Annotated in this window: 11 protein-coding genes, 1 tRNA gene and 2 pseudogenes; 7 read left to right on the top strand and 7 right to left on the bottom strand. The window is 34.3% G+C overall.

Translation table 11 applies throughout. From position 1 onward, the window contains the following. Positions 1–692: 692 nt before the first annotated feature. A complete protein-coding gene (gene mutY, locus ACFIJP_RS00945; RefSeq protein ID WP_375625110.1) occupies positions 693–1,751 on the bottom strand; it encodes an A/G-specific adenine glycosylase in 1,059 nt (352 codons plus the stop codon). A gap of 142 nt (positions 1,752–1,893) precedes the next feature. Here mutY and ACFIJP_RS00940 point away from each other — a divergent pair, with 142 nt between their 5' ends. The 3 genes from ACFIJP_RS00940 (at position 1,894) to ppdK (ending at position 5,987) form a co-directional block, all read left to right on the top strand. After that, positions 1,894–2,394, top strand: coding sequence for a DUF721 domain-containing protein (locus tag ACFIJP_RS00940; protein WP_375625109.1), 501 nt, complete (start codon positions 1,894–1,896; stop codon positions 2,392–2,394). Between the two features lie 82 nt (positions 2,395–2,476). Beyond that, positions 2,477–3,133 carry a DsbA family protein gene (locus tag ACFIJP_RS00935; protein WP_375625108.1) on the top strand — a complete coding sequence of 219 codons (657 nt, stop codon included), beginning with the start codon at positions 2,477–2,479 and terminating at the stop codon, positions 3,131–3,133. Positions 3,134–3,311: 178 nt separating this feature from the next. After that, positions 3,312–5,987, top strand: coding sequence for a pyruvate, phosphate dikinase (gene ppdK / locus ACFIJP_RS00930; RefSeq protein ID WP_375625107.1), 2,676 nt, complete (start codon positions 3,312–3,314; stop codon positions 5,985–5,987). 1,705 nt (positions 5,988–7,692) lie between these two features. On the opposite strand, the gene ACFIJP_RS00925 is transcribed toward ppdK, so the two are convergent. Further along, complete coding sequence (locus ACFIJP_RS00925) at positions 7,693–8,517, bottom strand: peptidoglycan-binding protein (RefSeq protein WP_375625190.1); 825 nt, start codon at positions 8,515–8,517, stop codon at positions 7,693–7,695. Positions 8,518–9,651: 1,134 nt separating this feature from the next. Here ACFIJP_RS00925 and ACFIJP_RS00920 point away from each other — a divergent pair. Beyond that, positions 9,652–10,006: pseudogene (locus ACFIJP_RS00920) on the top strand (DUF5330 domain-containing protein). A gap of 129 nt (positions 10,007–10,135) precedes the next feature. Further along, a complete protein-coding gene (locus ACFIJP_RS00915) occupies positions 10,136–10,546 on the top strand; it encodes a SufE family protein (protein ID WP_273724544.1) in 411 nt (136 codons plus the stop codon). Positions 10,547–10,645: 99 nt separating this feature from the next. On the opposite strand, the gene ACFIJP_RS00910 is transcribed toward ACFIJP_RS00915, so the two are convergent. Then, entirely contained in the window at positions 10,646–11,083 is a 438-nt protein-coding gene (locus tag ACFIJP_RS00910; protein WP_012754848.1) for a MucR family transcriptional regulator, read from the bottom strand. Positions 11,084–11,938: 855 nt separating this feature from the next. Here ACFIJP_RS00910 and ACFIJP_RS00905 point away from each other — a divergent pair. Further along, a complete protein-coding gene (locus tag ACFIJP_RS00905; protein ID WP_375625106.1) occupies positions 11,939–14,032 on the top strand; it encodes a S9 family peptidase in 2,094 nt (697 codons plus the stop codon). A gap of 82 nt (positions 14,033–14,114) precedes the next feature. Here ACFIJP_RS00905 and ACFIJP_RS00900 read toward each other — a convergent pair whose 3' ends face one another. Beyond that, positions 14,115–14,717 (bottom strand): superoxide dismutase, encoded by a 603-nt coding sequence (locus tag ACFIJP_RS00900; protein ID WP_375625105.1) that lies wholly within the window; start codon positions 14,715–14,717, stop codon positions 14,115–14,117. A gap of 870 nt (positions 14,718–15,587) precedes the next feature. On the opposite strand from ACFIJP_RS00900, the gene ACFIJP_RS00895 reads away from it, so the two are divergent. Next, positions 15,588–15,662 (top strand) — tRNA-Gln (locus ACFIJP_RS00895). Between the two features lie 234 nt (positions 15,663–15,896). Here the strand turns inward: ACFIJP_RS00895 and ACFIJP_RS00890 are convergent. The 3 genes and pseudogenes from ACFIJP_RS00890 to ACFIJP_RS00880 all read right to left on the bottom strand — a co-directional run bounded on the left by ACFIJP_RS00890 (position 15,897) and on the right by ACFIJP_RS00880 (position 18,918). Next, positions 15,897–16,301: pseudogene (locus ACFIJP_RS00890) on the bottom strand (toxin-activating lysine-acyltransferase). Between the two features lie 59 nt (positions 16,302–16,360). Then, a complete protein-coding gene (locus tag ACFIJP_RS00885; protein WP_375625189.1) occupies positions 16,361–16,873 on the bottom strand; it encodes an HlyD family efflux transporter periplasmic adaptor subunit in 513 nt (170 codons plus the stop codon). 1,259 nt (positions 16,874–18,132) lie between these two features. Next, positions 18,133–18,918, bottom strand: a complete 786-nt coding sequence (locus tag ACFIJP_RS00880; RefSeq protein ID WP_375625104.1) for a DUF1499 domain-containing protein — start codon at positions 18,916–18,918, stop codon at positions 18,133–18,135. Positions 18,919–19,448 lie beyond the last annotated feature (530 nt).

Here is a 19,448-nt window from a genome sequence, read left to right as displayed (position 1 = left end):
GTGGAGCCGTTTTATGCCTTTCTTAGATGTTTTTTATTGACACACTAATCTCGCTTGTAAGCGGCAAGCGAGTATTTTTATGCTTCTTGTAGAAGAAATTAAAATGAGAAACTTTCACTCTATGTTCTAATTTGAGTTCCAAAACAGTAAAATTTCAATATAATTTTATGAAAATGAAAGACTAGAATTAAAAGGCTCATTCAGAAGTTCAAAATTAAGTGCTTTTTTGAGATAATACGTACATCTGTAAAGTGTGTATGATGTAATTTATTTATAAAGATAATTTAGCGTTACTCACATTGAGTTTCCCCGAATATCGTCAAATTTTCTTATTTCAAACATGTTCCATATTGAATCAATGAAATTTACTTGCTTACATGTCATCAGCGGAGTTGGCGTGTGAATAAAAATTGTTAAAGAAAAAATTAAAAGTACCTTTTATGAACCGTTTCAAGTGCCAAGGGTTGTTTTAGGGGACTGGTAAATATAATGATGGTACGGATTTGCTCCTTCATAAGCGAAAAAAGGATAGATCCTGAAATTTAAATCTAAGCTTTTCTATCCCTCCTTAATTCTTATCTGTAGGAAAAATTGGTTATTTCATTTTTTTAAATTTTTCTTTTACAGATTAAGAAATGGTTGCTAGAGATACAAAAGTCTCTGTTAGAAAACATTTTTACGAATAGGGAAGGTTATTTAAATCTGAAAGAATTGGGAAGTGCTACAGAAATGGCTTTTTTCATAACAGTAGGTAGTGCTTCTTCGGCAAGATGTTGAATGTTACACCACCAACCATTTTCACAATTCATTTCATGAACATCCTCAGTATAGTAAACATCGAGTTTTAGAGAAAAGTGAGTAAAAACATGCGTAATTTGTCCTTTGAATTGCCAATTGGCAGTAAAGGGTGCGTTTTGGAGCCCATTTTCGTTGTTTATGCCAATATTGTTAGGAATTTGGGTCATTCCACCAAGGAGCTTTTGCGTCTGTCGTTTTTCCAAATAAATTTGTCTCTTTTTATTAAGAGCCACAAAAGCAATACCTGTTTTTGAAGGGCGTTCTTTTTTAGGGGCTTTGACTGGAAAAGATTCCGGTTGTTGCGTCTTTGCTGCTTTACATAAACATTGAAGAGGGCAGGTATAACAAGATGGTTTGCGTGGAGTACAAATTGTTGCTCCTAAATCCATCATTGCTTGAGCAAAGTCACCAGGACGATTTAAAGCAGTAATTTTTTGTGTTTTTTCTTTAATTTCAACTTTTGCTTTTTGTAATATTGAAGTGATAGCAAAAAGTCGCGCTACCACACGTTCGACATTACCATCAACCACTGCTACAGGGTGATTAAAAGCAATTGAAGCAATGGCTGCGGCAGTATAATCTCCAATACCGGCTAGAGTTCGCAATTCTTTTACAGATTGTGGAAATTGTCCTGCGTAGTTTTCAACAAGTTGTTGCGCACATTTTTTAAGATTACGTGCGCGTGAATAATAACCAAGTCCAGCCCATGCTTTCATGATGTCATCTTGTGAGGCTTTTGCTAAAGAGGAAAGATCAGGCCATAGTTTCAGAAACTTTTTAAAATAAGGCTTAACTGTTTCAACGGTTGTTTGTTGAAGCATGATTTCAGAAAGCCAAACTTGATAAGGATCAGGACGGATACCTTGTTTTTGCTTTTCGGGGGTAATCCGCCATGGGAGATGTCTGTGATTTTGATCGTACCAAGCAAGGAGGTGCGAAGAAATTTCATACATGATTGTTTTCAAGCATAGGAAGATATAAAATGCAAAAGAAAAAATTATTTATTTTGTTGATATTTCATAAATTGAGGAGGCAATAATTTTTAGATGAAACAAATGATTTTAATTTAGTAAGCGATTGAACAATGATCTAAAAATGAGAAAACAACTTAAAAAACATATCTTTTATTCTCTTTCTGAGACGGTATACAAAATACTTGATCCAGTTTTACGCAAACGGACAGGGCTTAATGTAGCGCTTATAGAACATTGGCCACAAATTGCGGGCTATGATATTAGTGAACATACAATGCCGCTTAAAATTATTTGGAAACGTCGTGCAGATCAAGATGATGTTTTTCAGCCAGCAACACTTGTTGTCGCATGTGAAGGATTTGCTGCGTTAAAATTGATGCATGAAACAGAGGAGTTACTTCATAGAATTAACGGATTTTTTGGCTATATTGCTATTGATCGCATCAAGATTGAGCAAAGGAGTATGTCGGTTTTTATGAATCACTTGCCTCTAAAATCATCTTTGAGTGAACAAGACAAAAAATGCGTGGGAGAAATGCTTGAAGGAATTGAAGATAAAAGCTTGCGCCAATCACTTTATAAACTTGGCTGTTGCATTTTCTTGGAAAAAAATAATAAATAGAAAGATATTTTATATATTTTTCTTTAATATATGAGAAAGCATTGGATTCTTATTCGTTAATAACAACAGAAAAGTATTATTTATGGTAAAATATCGTTCTTTTTTATCTTTCGGGATAATTTTTCTCTTCATAACGATTGTACAAAACAGTGTAACAGTTGCTTTAGCGCGTGATCCAAAACCAGTGGCAACTGTTGATATGGAAGAGCTTCTCCAATCGGATAAAGTAAAGGATCGCTTTGAGGGAGAGGCGGATGCACCGGTCATCATTGTTGAGTATGCTTCGTTGACATGTGCCCATTGTGCGCATTTTTATAATGATATACTTCCTCAAATTCGTAAAAAATATATCAAAACAGGAAAAGTAAAACTGATTTTCCGCGATTATGCTTTTGATCCTCGGGCAACAGCAGGTTTTATGTTGGCACGGTGTGCACCAGAAGATCGCTATTTTCCTTTGATAGAAGTTTTATTTCAAAAACAAAATGAATGGGCTTTCGGAAAAGATGCTCTAACACCATTGAAAAAAATTGGCTTAATGGCTGGTTTTACAGATGAAAGTTTTACTGCATGTTTGAAAAATCAAGCCATTTTAGATGAAGTGAATGCATCCTTTGAGCGTGGTAAAGAGCTTGGTGTTACAGCAACGCCTACTTTCTTTATTAATGGTAGTAAATATGAAGGTGCCATGAAAGTAGAAGACTTTTTTTCGGTGATTGATAGTTTTCTTAAAAAATGAATCTTAATCTTCCAGAAGATGGATAGTGATACTTTTTGTCATTATCGCTTTTGGAAGGATTAATAGTATGCATTTATGAAGCAATATTTTTTGTTAAGCCGATTTTGAATCAAATCATTGCTTTTAAGTGAGCCTAGGTTGAATGATGTTTTGATGCTGATATGGGAGGATTTGTACAGTGAAAAAATGGGTTTATAGTTTTGGAGATGGAAAGGCAGAAGGAAGTGCAAGTGAGCGTAACCTTCTCGGAGGTAAAGGGGCTAATTTGGCAGAAATGAGTAATCTTGGTTTACCCGTACCACCCGGATTTACGCTGACAACAGAAGTTTGTAATTTTTATTATGCCCATGACAAATCATATCCAGAAGAGCTACAGGAATCTGTTAAGAAAGCACTAAAACGCGTTGGTGAACAAACAGGACGTGAATTTGGAAGTGAGCAAAAGCCACTTTTGCTTTCTGTTCGTTCAGGAGCTAGGGCTTCTATGCCAGGGATGATGGATACAGTGCTTAACCTTGGCATGAATGATGAGACTGTAAAAGCCATTGCTTTACAAGCTAATAATGAACGTTTTGCTTATGATAGTTATCGGCGTTTTATCCAAATGTATTCTAACGTTGTTTTGGGGTTAGATCATTCGTATTTTGAAGAAATTCTTGATGAAGCAAAAGTACGCAATGGTTACACTATTGATACAGAAATGACAGCAGATGATTGGAAGAACATTATTACTTCTTATAAAGCATATGTTGAAGAAAAATTAGGAAAACCTTTTCCACAAAATCCTGAACAGCAGTTATGGGGAGCAATTGGAGCCGTTTTTTCAAGTTGGATGACAGCACGTGCAGTTACCTATCGCCGTTTACATAATATTCCTGAAAGTTGGGGAACGGCAGTTAATGTGCAAGCTATGGTTTTTGGCAACATGGGTGAAGATTCGGCAACAGGTGTTGCTTTTACACGCAATCCATCAACAGGGAAAAAAGAGCTTTATGGTGAATTTTTAGTTAATGCGCAAGGGGAAGATGTTGTGGCGGGCATTCGAACGCCTCAAAATATTACAGAAAATGCGCGTATTGTTGCTGGCTCAAATAGGCCGTCATTAGAAAAAATTATGCCTGAGGCTTTTTTGAAATTATGTCAGATAGCGCAGAAGCTTGAGCAGCATTATCGGGATATGCAAGATCTCGAATTTACCATTGAAAAAGGTAAATTATGGATGCTTCAGACTCGTTCAGGAAAACGCACGGCTCGTGCGGCTCTCAAGATAGCAATTGAAATGGTTGAGGAGGGGTTAATAAACCGTGAAGAGGCTGTGATGCGTATTGATGCAAAGTCGCTTGACCAACTTTTGCATCCAACACTTGATCCCAAAGCAGAACGTTTTGTTATAGGACGTGGTTTACCTGCTTCTCCTGGAGCAGCAACTGGTGAAATTGTTTTTACTTCAGAAGAGGCAGAAACTGTGTCGGCAGAAGGTCGCAAAGTTATTTTGGTCCGTATAGAAACAAGCCCAGAAGATATTCATGGTATGCATGCTGCGGAAGGAATTTTAACAACGCGTGGCGGTATGACAAGTCACGCTGCTGTTGTTGCGCGGGGGATGGGAAAACCATGTATTTCTGGTGCTGGCAGTGTGCGGATTGATTATAACACAAATACGCTGTTTGCTTCAGGAGAAAGCTTTAAAAAAGGTGATGTTATCACAATTGATGGTGGAAGTGGAGAAATTTTCAAAGGGAAAATTGCAATGTTGCAGCCTCAGCTTTGCGGAGACTTTGCAAAATTAATGGAATGGGCTGATGGGATGCGACGTATAAGAGTTCGCGCTAATGCTGATACACCATCTGATGCCCGTATGGGGCGCTCTTTTGGGGCTGAGGGTATAGGTCTTTGCCGTACGGAGCATATGTTTTTTTCTGATGAACGTATCGTGGCCATGCGTGAAATGATTTTAAGCCATGATGAAAATGGTCGTCGTAAAGCACTAGATAAGCTTTTGCCAATGCAGCGTTCAGATTTTATTGAATTATTTGAAATTATGTGTGGTTTACCTGTTACTATCCGCTTGCTAGATCCACCATTACATGAATTTTTACCTAAAACGAAAGCAGAAATTCTTGATGTTGCAACAGCTATGGGTGTTTCTGCTGAAGTTCTTGCTGAACGCGCTCAGCAGTTGCACGAATTTAATCCTATGCTTGGATTACGTGGATGCCGTTTAGCTATTACTTATCCTGAAATTGCAGAAATGCAAGCGCGGGCGATTTTTGAAGCAGCAGCAGAAGCTGCCCAAAAATCTGGATCTCCTGTTATGCTTGAAATTATGGTGCCACTTGTTGCGCTTAAATCTGAACTTGATTTTGTAAAAGCGCGTATTGATCAGGTTGCTGAGGAAGTGATGAAAGAAAAGGGAAGCACTATTCAATATATGGTTGGGACGATGATTGAGCTTCCAAGGGCGGCGCTTCGAGCAGATGAAATTGCTGAAACTGCTGAATTTTTTTCATTTGGAACAAACGATTTGACACAAACTACTTTTGGGATTTCCCGTGATGATGCTGCTCCTTTTTTGGCAACCTATTTTCAAAAAGGTCTTTTAGAGCAAGATCCTTTCGTGTCTATTGACCGTGATGGAGTAGGAGAACTTATTACCATTGCTGCACAGCGTGGACGATCAAAGCGTGCAAAAATAAAATTGGGAATTTGCGGTGAACATGGAGGCGATCCTGCCTCTATTGCTTTATGTGAAGAAAATAACCTAGATTATGTTTCGTGTTCTCCTTTTCGAGTACCAATTGCTCGTTTAGCAGCAGCTCAAGCCGCAATAGCAAAAAAGGGTATAATGGGTTAATATTTTTTTGTTGTATAGTTATTACTAAAATAAATTTTTATATATTCTTTTATTTTCTTTAATAAAGGAAATAAAGTGCTTCTAAAATGCACGATAAGTTATGTTACACGAGAAAGTGTTTTTTTGAGAAGTTTATGAGAGAAAATATGAAGCAGGATAGACAAAGATGTATTATTAATACACTTTCTATTGACGAACCTCTTGATAGAGAGAAATGTGTTATTGTGCAGTCAATTTACACGTTTGCTTTTTTATAGGGGAATGAATTCCTCACGCAAAATAGAATGCTCCAAACAAATGCATTTTTTTGCACATCATGCTGTTTGAGATAGACATTTCTCAGTGGATGCCCCATTTCACATTGACATTCGTGGAATGGGGATTGTGTAAAATTTCCCGTAAGTTTATAAAAATCTTCCCAAAGTATATAAACTCTACTATGCACTACCATCTTTACATTTATGAAGGAATATCAAAGTTATACAATATGTTGATTTATAATGATAATTTATCATTTCAACTTCTTTTATAATGAATCAATCAAAACCATGTTTTTTGCATGTTACAGGCGGAATTAGCGTCTGTGAATAAAAATAAAGCAAGGATATGCTTCTTATGAATCATCTCAAGTGTCAAGAGCTGTCACAAATTGAAGGTAGGTATAGTGTTGTAATGGTGCCCGGCTTGCTTCGTCACAAGCATAAAGATGATAGCGCACAAGTGGGGTTGCTATTATTATTCACGGGCCGTTGTTGCGAAATGGGCTTGGGTGCTTTAGAAATGTTTTTTTAAGAAAGCCCGTGAATGGCAATCCACATATATTCCGTTTAGGACATTTTGTTTTACGTGAGGAGGCGTGGGCCCAAAAAGATACGAGCTAAAAAAAGCATGAGGCAATAGGTAATCTCCATTATTTTAAAGACATTGCTTTAGATGTCTTTGAAAGTCGTAAAGCTGAATTAAAAGGAAATGGCAAAGATGAAAATTGGTTTCTACCCTTAAAATTTCATATTCTTCCCAAATTAGACTGTCTCTCTGTTTCAGAGAGTATACAAACAGAGATACGTAATGCCCTTGCCTCCTATTTGGCATACAAAAGCTATAGCAGTTGAGAAAGTACTAAACTGTCTTAACATTTGCTTCAAACATGCTGCTGCGTTAGGTTTAGATGTTAATTTATAGGCGACACCAAAAGCACACGTTCTCTTAGAAAACAACGTCATAAAACACAAAACTTTCCAGCAATAGATTGGAGAGAATTGCCGATTTTTTATCAGACACTTTGCGAAACAACAACCATAATACAACTAGCTTTACGTCTACTTATCCTTACAGATGTTTGCACAAATTCTTTGCATCATATTTATAAAGATCAAATTGACGATAAGATATGGACAATTAGTGGCTCGATAATATGAAAGGTTTACGTGATACTACAAAAATTTCGTGTCCTTTTATCATCAGAAGCAATAAAAATTCTAGAACGACCGCGTTTGCTATTTTGCAATATTTCTTTTTTCTGCAATCGGTTGTGGTTTTCTTACAGCAAGTTGTATGGCTCAATATGTAATGTGTAAGAAAACCATTCTGATCGATTGAATATAAGAGGGCTTGAGATGAAGGAATGTTTGAGGGCATTAAACAAGCGAAAGATGAATTATCATTATAAATTAAGAGATTATTTTTATAGTATAGATGATTAGCTTCAATTTAATAAACCAATTTCACGCATTTTCATTAAAATTGTGTGATTAATTTTACCTGTTACAGGAAGATCAAACATTTTTTGAAATTGTTTTAAGGCTTCTATCGTCTTTTGATCTTCTATTCCTGTGACAATAACCTCTTCATTCCCAAAAATATGTAAAGCTTTTTGCACTTGTATAATATCTTCGACAGAAGGCTCTGAAATAGCTTCTTTTAAGTGCGTCATATTTTTTGTTTCTATTTCGCTCTGCTTAATTAATATCGCAATTTCATCTGTTGCGGGATTAGATAGAACATTCTTTTGCATTCTCTGAGCAGCTTGTTGTTTCCATAAAGTGATGGCACGGCGTGTTTTAGGTCCTTCCAGTCCATCTAAAGGTCCATCATAAAGTCCTAATTTTGCTAGTTCTTTTTGCTTTTCCAGCATGCTTGCTGATTGAGGAGGTAAAGGTGAATTTGTATGGTGATGACTTGGAGAATGTAGAGAAGTTACACGAGAGAGTTCTTGTGATTTTGCTTCTTTTTCCAATAAAGTAGAGCTCTTTCCTATACTTTGAACGGAGGAAAATTTCATTTGAGTTAAAATATTTTGATGCGTTGTCATTTGCGAAAATAAAGCATTAAATGAAATAAATAAAAAACTAATGCTAAAAAGAAGAGATCCAACAAAAAATAAAGTATTTTTTCGTGTATAGAAATAAAGAGTTTTTGCTATCCAAAAAATAAAATGAAAAATTATAAGAAGAAGTGTTATAACAATACTACTAGAGTATTTACGGTGTTTTACAGTTTTTTTTCGGGTCGTCTTTCGTTTTTTTGTCATCATTTTTATTTTCAGTTGCGTTTATGTTTCACAAAGAAACGAATGCAAATTAGTTCTTACTTTTCGCTAGAGAGAAATGCATTTACATTATTGTTTTTTCCTTTCAAACTCCTAGAATAAGAAGCTTCATTCCATCAATGTATAAGTTGATCAATCAACAAGAGCTCTTATCAATTTTCATTAATTTCAGATTTTACAAATCTTTCAATATGTATAAAGAGAACATCGAATGATTAACGTTCAAGAGCATTTTAGTGTTTGCAAACTGCATTATCACATATAATCATCTCAATAATAATATCACGTTATTCTTCATTTTTGGCGCAGGTGTTTGCCTATCATTTAAAAACAAGTTAGAGACTATTTTTCTATAACGTTAAAAAGATAAGAGTCATTATATTCTTTACAATTTACATATATAGGGTTACTTTTCTGTAAACGGTTTGGTGAGAATACTGGTCTCTTAAGGTTATTATATTTTAGTGGAGCTACTTTTGTATCAATTAAATTGATGTTTACAATGTTATAGAAAAACTTGTCTTGAGATATTGAGATGGAGTTATAAGAGATGAAGCTATTGTTTGATCTTTTGATCGACATATTGATCATGTTGGTGATGTTCTAGTAAAAGTTTTATAGATAATATAAATATTTTATCACTACTAGAGTCAGAATAACAGAGTCTGACTCTTTTTAGCCTTTTCAACTAAGCTAAGATGATGAACTATTATTTAAAATAAGTATGTACACAATATGGAAAAGAAATTGGACTCTGTGTTTAATCCTTATCTCATTGCTACACTTTCTTGTGGAATAAAAGGTTATAAATGTGGGGGGTACATTTCTTAACTCTTATGCACGATCATGGTTATATCTCTCACTTTTTATCATGGTATGCTCATTAATATGATCAGCTTGTAAGTGTATAATTGGGATGTTAAATTTTTACTGAATAGACAATGTATCCCATTTTATACAGCGGCATTGTGCCATATTTATAAAAAAGCCAATGATATAGATCCAATAAATGAATACTCAATTTTATAAAAAACAAATTTTATAAATTGTTTATAAAGAAACAGTGTATAAAATGCTTCTTTTATTGTATTTACCACTGCGGTACATTGATTGCCCATGATACGTTTTTTAATCAAATTATCATTTTTTTTATTTTTTATTTTTGTCATTATTTCATTTTTTGTAGCAAATCCAAGTAGTAACCATTCTTCTAGCCCAAAAAATAATGAGACAACAACGAGCGATGTGATTATTGCTTTTAAGGAAGCTTTAAATGACCTAGGAGCATTTTGTGACCGTAATATAGAAACCTGCAAAGTAGGAAAATCATTTTTAAGTTCACTTGGTGAACGCGCATATTACGGTGCGAGAGCTGCTTATGAATATTTAGGCAACATATTAGGGAACAACAATAATATCAGAGATTTCCCCTAATGTTTCTTGCAAAATCGCAATACAAGAGTTCTTATAAAGCCATACAATGTTATCTTGAAATAAGGATTTTTAACGTTCTTTGTGTTATTTATGTTAGGAAGAATAAATATTTATTTTTTATAAGTGTATTTAAGAATGATTATTCAAACGAAACAGGACTAAAATAATGGCGGAAACAATCGGTAATATCATAGAGAACTTTTCGCTTTTGGATAATTGGGAAGATCGTTATCGTTATGTCATTGAGCTTGGTCATGAATTGCCACCTTTTCCGGAAAGCGCTAGAAACGATGCTCACAAAGTTCCTGGTTGTGTTAGCCAAGTGTGGCTTTTATCTTCACGTAATAACTCAGAAGATCCAATATTGACGTTTCAAGGTGATTCCGATGCTCATATTGTGCGTGGACTTATTTACATACTTCTTGCTTTTTATTCAGGCAAAAAAGCTTCTGAAATTCGCAATTCTGATGCTCAAGAGCTCTTTGAAAAACTTGGTTTAAATGAAAATCTTACACCACAACGATCAAATGGTCTGAAATCAATGATTAAACGGATTCGTAACGAAAGCTATATATAATCCCCTTGGTAGAAATTATTATATATACAAAAGCTTCACACAAAACATGTATACTAAAATCAAATTTATACACAAAACCATTATTTTCGCAAAATAAGATTATTTAGTTTTTTTCCGTTTACTTTTGCGTCCAAGACCCATTTCTTTGGCCAAAGCTGATCGTGTTTTTGCATAATTAGGCGCCACCATAGGATAAGAACTATCTAACTGCCATTTTTCACGATATTCCTCTGGCAACATTCCATAATGTGTCATGAGATGACGCTTTAGAGATTTAAATTTCTTTCCATCTTCAAGGCAAATGAGATAATCAGGAAATACTGAACGCTTTGGATTAACGGCAGGCCTTTGTTTTTCAACTTCGACTTCTGTTAACTCTAGATTTCCTGCTTTACGAAAAGCAGCATGGACATCAGCAATTAAACTTGGCACTTCAGTCGGTCGAATAGAATTATTACTCACGTAGGCAGCAACAATATCAGCAACCAATGTAATAACTAAATTGCTTTCAGTCTCTAAGACTGCACGATGTTCCATTCTTGTTTCCTTTAATTTAAAATTGAGTAATTCAAAATCGAGATATAGTGCACATACTCATGATATAAAGATCTCATGCACACGAGTTTCATATTGTACAAAAATCTTTTTTGTCAATTCAATTATTCTATAAAATTGCCAAAACACAAAAAAATCAAATAAACACCTCTTTTTGGTCATAATATAAAATAAGAAAAACGAAATTATTACATGCTAAAATATATTTTTATCCTATAACATATCATACATAATATACAATACATTACAAATATAAAAAATATAGGATAAAATTTATTTATTTTTTTTTGAGAATGTAAAAATAAAATTACTAATTATAAAAATATAATATATAAATTAGTATTTTTTATTTTGAATATTTATAATTGAGTAATTTTATTTTTAATAAATTTTAAATTTATTTTTATTATTTATACTTATTAAATTTAATAATAAATAACAATCTATATTATAAATAAGACACAGTGGAATTACTTATAATATAAAACTATTCATTAAAACGACATATAATATTTTTATGTTTTATACACAAACGAAAACACTTTAAATATATTTATTGCTTTCTATAAAATTATAAGATTATACTGTTTCAAAAAAAATCAATTCTTTTTCTCATAGTTTAATTGTCTTACCAGTCACTTTCGTTATAAAAATGGTATTATATCCCTAGAAAACAATAGCTGTGATATGTAATGGACAGAAAGATATTAGTTTTAAAAATTATCATGGCGCTATTTTTACAAGTGAATAGAACTTATAGATTTTTACACTTGCATCAATAATTGTGATTCTAATGTATAAACGAAGTTGTTAACATATTTTAATATAGGATTGTGTATGACCCGCACTTTTGCAATTCCTCCCAAAGCATCTAGAATCACTCATAAGGAAATATATCATGGTATTTTTCGTGATGATCCCTATCATTGGCTACGTGCGTCTAACTGGCAAGATGTTTTTAAAGATCCTAACTGTCTTGATCCAAATATTCGACATTATCTTGAAAAAGAAAATGCTTATCAATCAGCTCAAATGGCTGATACAAAACCATTACGAGATTTGCTTTTTACCGAAATAAAAAACAGGATCCAAGAGAATGATAGTTCTGTTCCTATAAAACATGGTCCTTTTGCTTACGGATTCTCTTATGTTACCGGAGGCCAACAACCACATTATTTTCGGACACCAAGGAATGGCGGAGAAAAAAACGTGTACCTTAATGGTGATGTCTTGGCAGAAGGCAAAGAATATTTCAAATTTGGTTCAGTTCAAGAATCTCCTGACCATATACATGTGGTATGGACCTATGATGACAAAGGATCAGAATTCTATACAGCTAAAATTCGTAATTTTGAGACATTGTCTGACTGTATGGACACAATTACTGATACATCTGGTCAAATTGTATGGGATGCTAAATCTGAAGGTTTTTTCTATACTAAAATGGATAAAAATCACCGACCTTCAGAGCTCTATTATCACCGATTAAACACTGATCAATCACAAGATAAGCTTATTTTTCGCGAAGACAATCCAAGTTTTTTCTTAGATGTAAGCGGCTCTAAGCTTAACGATATTATTTATATTAATATTCATGATCATGAAACATCAGAGATCTGGTTGATTCCTGCTGAGGCGCCTTTTACTAATCCCCAATGTGTACGGAAACGACAAAAAGGTATTGAATATTCACTTACAGCAGGTGGTGATGTCTTCTATATTCTGACCAATCTAGATAATGCAAAAGATTTCAAAATTATGGTAGCGCCATATACATCCCCACAATCAGAAAATTGGTCTGAGTTTGTCCCACATCAGCTTGGGTGCCTAATCTTATCCCATGATGCTTATCAAGATTTTCTTGTCTGGATCGAACGGTTTGAGGGGCTTCCACGTATAAAGGTAATGGAACGTACCACTAAACAAGTTAATTCCATTGCTTTTACTGAAGAGGCTTATTCTTTAGGTCTACAAGGGGTTGCAGAATATAACAGTCCAACTATTCGTTTTTCCTATTCGTCTATGACAACACCTGATCAAGTGTTTGATTATGAGATGAAAAGTCGTAAACGAATGCTTTTAAAAACGCAAATAATTCCCTCTGGGCATAATAAAGATGCATATGTAACACGACGTATTACAGCAATAGCAGACGATGGTGAGAAGATTCCTATTTCACTTTTTTATCACAAAAACACTCCTCTTGATGGTGGTGCGCCTTGTCTGCTTTACGGTTATGGTGCTTATGGGATCTCTATTCCTGCCAGTTTCAATAGTAATATACTTTCTCTAGTAAACAGAGGTTTTATTTACGCGATTGCTCATATTCGCGGAGGAAAAGAAAAGGGAGTAGAATGGTATGAGAAAGGAAAACATCTCTTTAAGCACAATACATTTACAGATTTTATTGCTTGTGGACGTTACCTTGTAAACAATAAATTCACTTCTCACGACCGGCTTATTGCTTATGGTGGTTCAGCAGGGGGGATGTTGATGGGAGCCATTGCCAATATAGCTCCACAGGATTTTGCTGGAATCGTAGCGAATGTGCCTTTTGTTGATGTTTTAGCGACAATGTTAGATGCTTCATTGCCACTCACACCTCCAGAATGGGCCGAATGGGGGAATCCTCTTGAATCAGAAGAAGATTATAAGCTTATTGCTTCCTATTCACCCTACGATAATGTCAAAGCTCAAAACTATCCCCCTATACTTGTGATGGCAGGATTAACAGATCCTCGTGTAACTTACTGGGAGCCTGCAAAATGGGTGGCAAAATTACGAGACTTAAAAACAGACGATAATGCAATTTTATTACGTATTAATATGGATTCAGGGCACGCTGGTGCAGCTGGACGTTTTTCAAAGCTAGAAGAAATTGCCTATATCTATGCATATATTCTAAAGATAACAGGGAAAGACTGTTGCTAATCCATAATATCTTTGTTTGAAAGTCCCCCATAATTTATTGGTTTATAGGGACTTTCATACACTAAAAAATTATCTAGATAGCTTAAAGTTCACATTCTTCATAAAGTTTCAAAACATAGTCCCAATTAATTAAATGGTCTACAAAGGATTCGAGGTACTTCGGTCGAGTATTGCGGTAATCAATGTAATAGGAATGTTCCCACACATCGACACCTAAAATAGGCCGAGCATTGTGAATTAAGGGATTTTCGCCATTAGGCGTTTTCATAATTTCAAGCTTGCCATCTTTAACAGCAACCCACGCCCATCCAGAACCAAATTGGGCACTAGCAGCAGCAATAAAATCAGCGCGGAATTTGTCGTAACCACCTAGATCAGCGTCAATAGCTTTTGCTAACTTTTCAGGAAGTTTTTGGCCACCACCATCTTTTTTCATCCAAAGCCAAAAGTGGTTATGATTGTAATATTGTGCTGCATTATTAAACAAACCAATATTTTTTCCAAAACTTTTTTTAACAATATCTTCAAGGCTTTCATTTTCTAAGCCTAACTCTTTCACAAAATTATTGGTGTTGTTAAGATAAGCGAGGTGATGCTTATCATGATGATATTCAAGCGTTTCGCGTGACATATAAGGTGAAAGGGCATCGTAATCATAAGGCAACGGGGGCAATTCAAAAGCCATTTAAAAATCTCCTCGATTCTAATTGTTAAGCTTATTTCATAAGTCTAATTTGCCATTTACCGAATTTAAAAGCAAATGTTGAATACCTATTTATATGAAATTAATTTTAATGTCTCTCTTTTTGTAAAAGGAGCTTTTAGGAAATGTATGCTAATTAATCAAAAAAGGCATTAGTCTATATAAAGATTGTTTCTGAAGATTTTTTATATCTATGAACCGATAAAAATACCATTATCTTTTGAATAAAAAGTAAATAGAAATAGCTATTATCGTTTGTTCTTATATCTTTATTTTTTCAAATGCCAGATAAAATATTTTTAATTTTTGCAAAACTCTTCTAACCTATTGGTATGTCATAGTGTTTGCAATAGAATATTTAAGTGTTATTTTTAGGAGATATTTTCAATGTGCTTGATTTCATTTTATGGCGCTACTCATGAATAATATAATGTAAAAACCAGTGGACATTATCATCTTTACGCTTAATGAAAGAGTACAGCAACTATCACACACTTTACCAGTTTCCAATATGGTGACAGCTTTTATATTAATGAAGCAAGATGAGATTGGAATATATCAAGAAAAGTAAATCATATGCTAATTTATTAGATACATGAGTAAACTACAAGATTGTCATTTTCTGTTCCTAAAAAATCAATACAAAGAGCAAAATAATTGCTGGATAAATGTTTTCTATTTGTGTTAAAAGCACAACTGTATATCAGTTTCTGCTACGACTTTGTATTGATGCAATGCCATACAAGACTCAGGCACTTTATGATAAAAAAGTAAGGTCTTTGATTTTCAGATATTGCGTCCAATCACAGGAATCGCTATAAGGTGCAAGAGTCGCTATAAAGCATGTTTTTTTGGGGTATAGCCAAGCGGTAAGGCACCGGTTTTTGGTACCGGCATTCCCTGGTTCGAATCCAGGTACCCCAGCCAATTCTAGTGAAATTAGTTATCAAACTTCAGCTTGTAGAGAGTGGATTAGCCTTCTTAACCTCTGTTGCTATTCATAGCAAGTCTGGTAAGCTGAAAAATACCCATTTGTAGCGGGTTAGCTCTAAATATGGTAAGGTTTTCTTTTACTATAGCTATCGCTTAAAGAGCTCTTTTAAAAGATTCTTTTCTATAAGACGAGGGGTAAATGATTTATGCGCACTTGCTTTAGAAAAACTATTTGGCTGGATTTTGTGCTCTGTAGCAACACCAGCGCGCAATTTTTCGTATTTCACCATCTTCATTACGTCGAACAGCGTAGCAATAATGCTGATCAGGAAATATATTTCGTTGCATATCGCGTACAATATGAGCAGTATGGCCATAAGGTGCTACACAATCAATAAACCATACGTATTTTCCATTCTGCCAATTGGCATCGGATCAAAATTCTCCCTTTTCAAGCATAGATTGATGATTTTTTTCATCTAAAAAAGCCCAAGTGATAAAGGCACAAAATTCTCCACGTTCATTTTTATAGAGTTTATATTGCCCAGTCTGTAAAGCTGGTCCTAAATTTCGTTCGATATCCCAGATTCGCCAGCGGCGGTATAAGGGAGATGTAAGCATTAAAACAATCATGGCACCCAAAGCCGTAAGAGGATCTATGAGTGAAGGTGATGAATTTTCATTTACAGACATTATCTTTCCTTTAGAGATTGTTCTAAAACTTTGGTAATAGGTTCAAAGAAATAGGAAATGAGACGCCGTTTTGAGGTAATGACATCCGTTGCCACAGTCATGCCAGGGATAAATTTAAGATGTTTGTTATTCAAAGTGATGTGATCTTGGTCAATTTTGATTAAAACAGCATAGACACCATTAATTTCTTTATTATAGCGCGCTGTAGCGCCTACATTAACGACTGTACCGTGGATAACACCGAAACGTTCAGGTGGAAAGGCAGAAAACTTGATGTAAGCACGTTGGCCCTTTTCTAAAAAAACAATATCTCGATTATCAAAAAACGCTTCAACAATGAGACCACCTGCATCAGGGACAATACGCATAAGCGTTTTACCAGCTTCTACAAAGCCGCCCAAAGTATGGATACTTAAATCATCGATACGTCCATCAACAGGCGCATAGAGTGATGAGTGGTCAAGATGGTATTGAGTGCTATCAAGCTTTGCTTTTAATCCTTGAAGATTCAGTTCTGTTTCACGCGACAGTTGGCGATAGCGGGCGATATAGATATATTTCTTTGTTGTTCTTGTAAACCAAGAGAATGATACTGGTTTTTCTTATGAATGACTCATTTGAATTTATGATTTTGTTTAAGAGAAAGAGCGATGGATGTCGCATATTTAAACAGTATTGTAAATAGTATTATATTTATACAAAATATATATTTTGTATAAATATAATATAAACATAGTGTATTTATTATTTATACAAATTATGTTTGACTTATTATAAAATGAATAATAATGAAATTCCCACTGTATCGTTATGATACAGTTTTTTAATAATATTAAGGAGACTAAAAATGGGTAGTTCAAGCTCATCAAATGATTCAAGTAGTAACTCACATCCCAAAAGTTGGCTTTTTCCAGAATAAGATGGTTGTAGCGCAGGCTCTTATGCTCAAACAGTAGGCACAGGCGGTCTCGTGGGAGGCCGTATTAGGAGGAGGGGCTGGGTGCAGTAGCTGGTCTACCTAGAGTAGTAGGAGGCGGATTAGGAGGAATTGCTAACGGTTTGATAGATAAGTACAATCAATGCCATCCGTAAAGTGGAAGAACACTGTTTCTAATTTATTTAGAAAATAACGATAAAGATATTTCTGAGATCAGTGATATTGTAAACATACTTTAAAGCTATGGTAATTGATTTCAGGAATATTTTTGTTTAAGACAATAGATATTTTATTTTGGATTTTTTTTATGAATGAGCTTATTAGTATTATTGTAGAATTATTATTTTCTATAGGTGCTTTATTTATATTTTTCTATACATTGTTTTCATATTATAAATCTAAAAGTTATAGTAACAAAGAAATTGTGAAAAAAATGTTTTTAAGCACATTTTTTTTCATTATATTTGCTATATTACTTTCTATAACAGTTTTTATTTGTATACGTTATTTATATGAAAAATGATTATTTATTATCTTTATATAATAATGTTTTTGATATGAGTTTTATAATAATTTATTTAATATTAAACTTTAAAAAATATTTACTGATTACAGTTAGACAGAGACTTTAATATTATTATCAATATTTCTGTTTTTTATTTCCTATTTTTTAATCTTTTTCATTGTTTCAAGAATGGTTAGGTTTGAGAATATTATCTTTTGTATAAGAATTTTTAGTTTATAGATTTTGAAAAGTGATTCTCTTCTTATGTGTCATATTTATTGAAAAATAAGCAATTTTTATGAAATAAAGTGCCTTATCTCTCTTGATTTTTATCCATCATCTTGAGAAAGAGGAAGTGACGCGATTTCTGTATCAAGTGCATCCATAAAATCGATAATAAAAGCAGCATTTGTCCCCAAATCTCTTGGTAAATAACGAGAAGCAGAGCGCATATCAACAAAAGTGGTATCCCCTTCATCAGTTAAACGAATGACAATGTCTGAAATGAAACCAAGGTAAAAAGTTTTAGCTCTCGTTTCGATATAAATTTCATTTTCTTCGCCTTTGAATTCTCGTTGCGCCACAACAGGCCAATCATAGGCTGCTAAAACATTGAGAACGGATTCGCGAATACGGTCAGGTGAGCCATCATAACGGCGCCCCGATATTTCTGGCCATTGTGACATCTGTATTGCTGCTTGTTCAGTCAAAACACTTTTGAGCGGTAAAGTATCGCTGGGACGTATTGTGCGAAAAAAAGCTGGCGGTTTTTGTGTATCGGTAGAAATATCGTAAAGAGCCGGTAAGGTAAACAAAAGTCCAAAAAATAACATCAGTGGTGTAGCCGTTATTACCGAATAAATGATCCCTTTTAAAGCTTTCATTCCCCCTAGGGCTCCATAGACCCATAAGCTGTAAAGTGCTTTTAAAGCAAGAAAAAGAGAAATAATCACACAGCCGGTAGAGATTCCGATCAAAATTATGAAGTCGGTTACGTTAATGACGGAAAAACGTTGTAAAATGACTGAAAATAATAAAATAAAGAACGCTAATCCACCAAATCGAGGGGACCATACTGCTGCTCTTGAAACGAACCGAACATATCTCTTCTTCATGAAGTTTTTTCCCCTCAATTGTAAACTATAAGCCAAGTTTTTTCAGAGTGCCTATCTTACAAAAAGCTTCTGCTTATAAGAGAAAAATAAAGCACTTATTTTTGAGGTCAAGGATGCATAATGTCTTATAAGTTTCCAGCGATTATTTTCGCACTTCATGGAAGGTAATCAGTATTTCTTCTATAGTTTATCATGTCATTGATGCGAACTTTATGGAAACGTTTGTAAATAAAAAGAAATAAATTCAAATAGCAAGCTTACAGTCGTTAACAGCATATTTTTCTAGAACTTTACTCTTGATTTTTCTCTTCTGATTGCGGGGAGTTTTTTCTGTCAGATAATGCGTATCAAATAGGATATGATGATGTGCAATAGAGATTTCATTCTACCTCAATAAAAAATTTAGGGATCTACAATCAGACAAACTTGAATTCGAGTATTCGATTAATAGAGAAAAAAGATAACCATTTTGAGAGGCTTCGTTGATTTTGTATAGAAAGTAAGGTGTTGTACAAATGAGAGGTTAGTCC

The sequence above is a fragment of the Bartonella sp. MU37NMGALS genome, from assembly GCF_042194015.1.
GTDB lineage: Bacteria > Pseudomonadota > Alphaproteobacteria > Rhizobiales > Rhizobiaceae > Bartonella > Bartonella grahamii.
This window is presented reverse-complemented; position numbering and strand designations above follow the sequence as displayed.

Excerpts from the sequence above, each read along its gene's own strand:
- ACFIJP_RS00905 (WP_375625106.1), top strand. The coding sequence starts at position 11,939 with ATGACCCGCACTTTTGCAATTCCTCCCAAAGCATCTAGAATCACTCAT.
- ACFIJP_RS00910 (WP_012754848.1), bottom strand. The coding sequence starts at position 11,083 with ATGGAACATCGTGCAGTCTTAGAGACTGAAAGCAATTTAGTTATTACA.
- ACFIJP_RS00935 (WP_375625108.1), top strand. The coding sequence starts at position 2,477 with ATGGTAAAATATCGTTCTTTTTTATCTTTCGGGATAATTTTTCTCTTC.
- ACFIJP_RS00915 (WP_273724544.1), top strand. The coding sequence starts at position 10,136 with ATGGCGGAAACAATCGGTAATATCATAGAGAACTTTTCGCTTTTGGAT.
- ACFIJP_RS00900 (WP_375625105.1), bottom strand. The coding sequence starts at position 14,717 with ATGGCTTTTGAATTGCCCCCGTTGCCTTATGATTACGATGCCCTTTCA.
- ACFIJP_RS00880 (WP_375625104.1), bottom strand. The coding sequence starts at position 18,918 with ATGAAGAAGAGATATGTTCGGTTCGTTTCAAGAGCAGCAGTATGGTCC.
- ACFIJP_RS00925 (WP_375625190.1), bottom strand. The coding sequence starts at position 8,517 with ATGACAAAAAAACGAAAGACGACCCGAAAAAAAACTGTAAAACACCGT.
- ACFIJP_RS00940 (WP_375625109.1), top strand. The coding sequence starts at position 1,894 with ATGAGAAAACAACTTAAAAAACATATCTTTTATTCTCTTTCTGAGACG.
- mutY (WP_375625110.1), bottom strand. The coding sequence starts at position 1,751 with ATGTATGAAATTTCTTCGCACCTCCTTGCTTGGTACGATCAAAATCAC.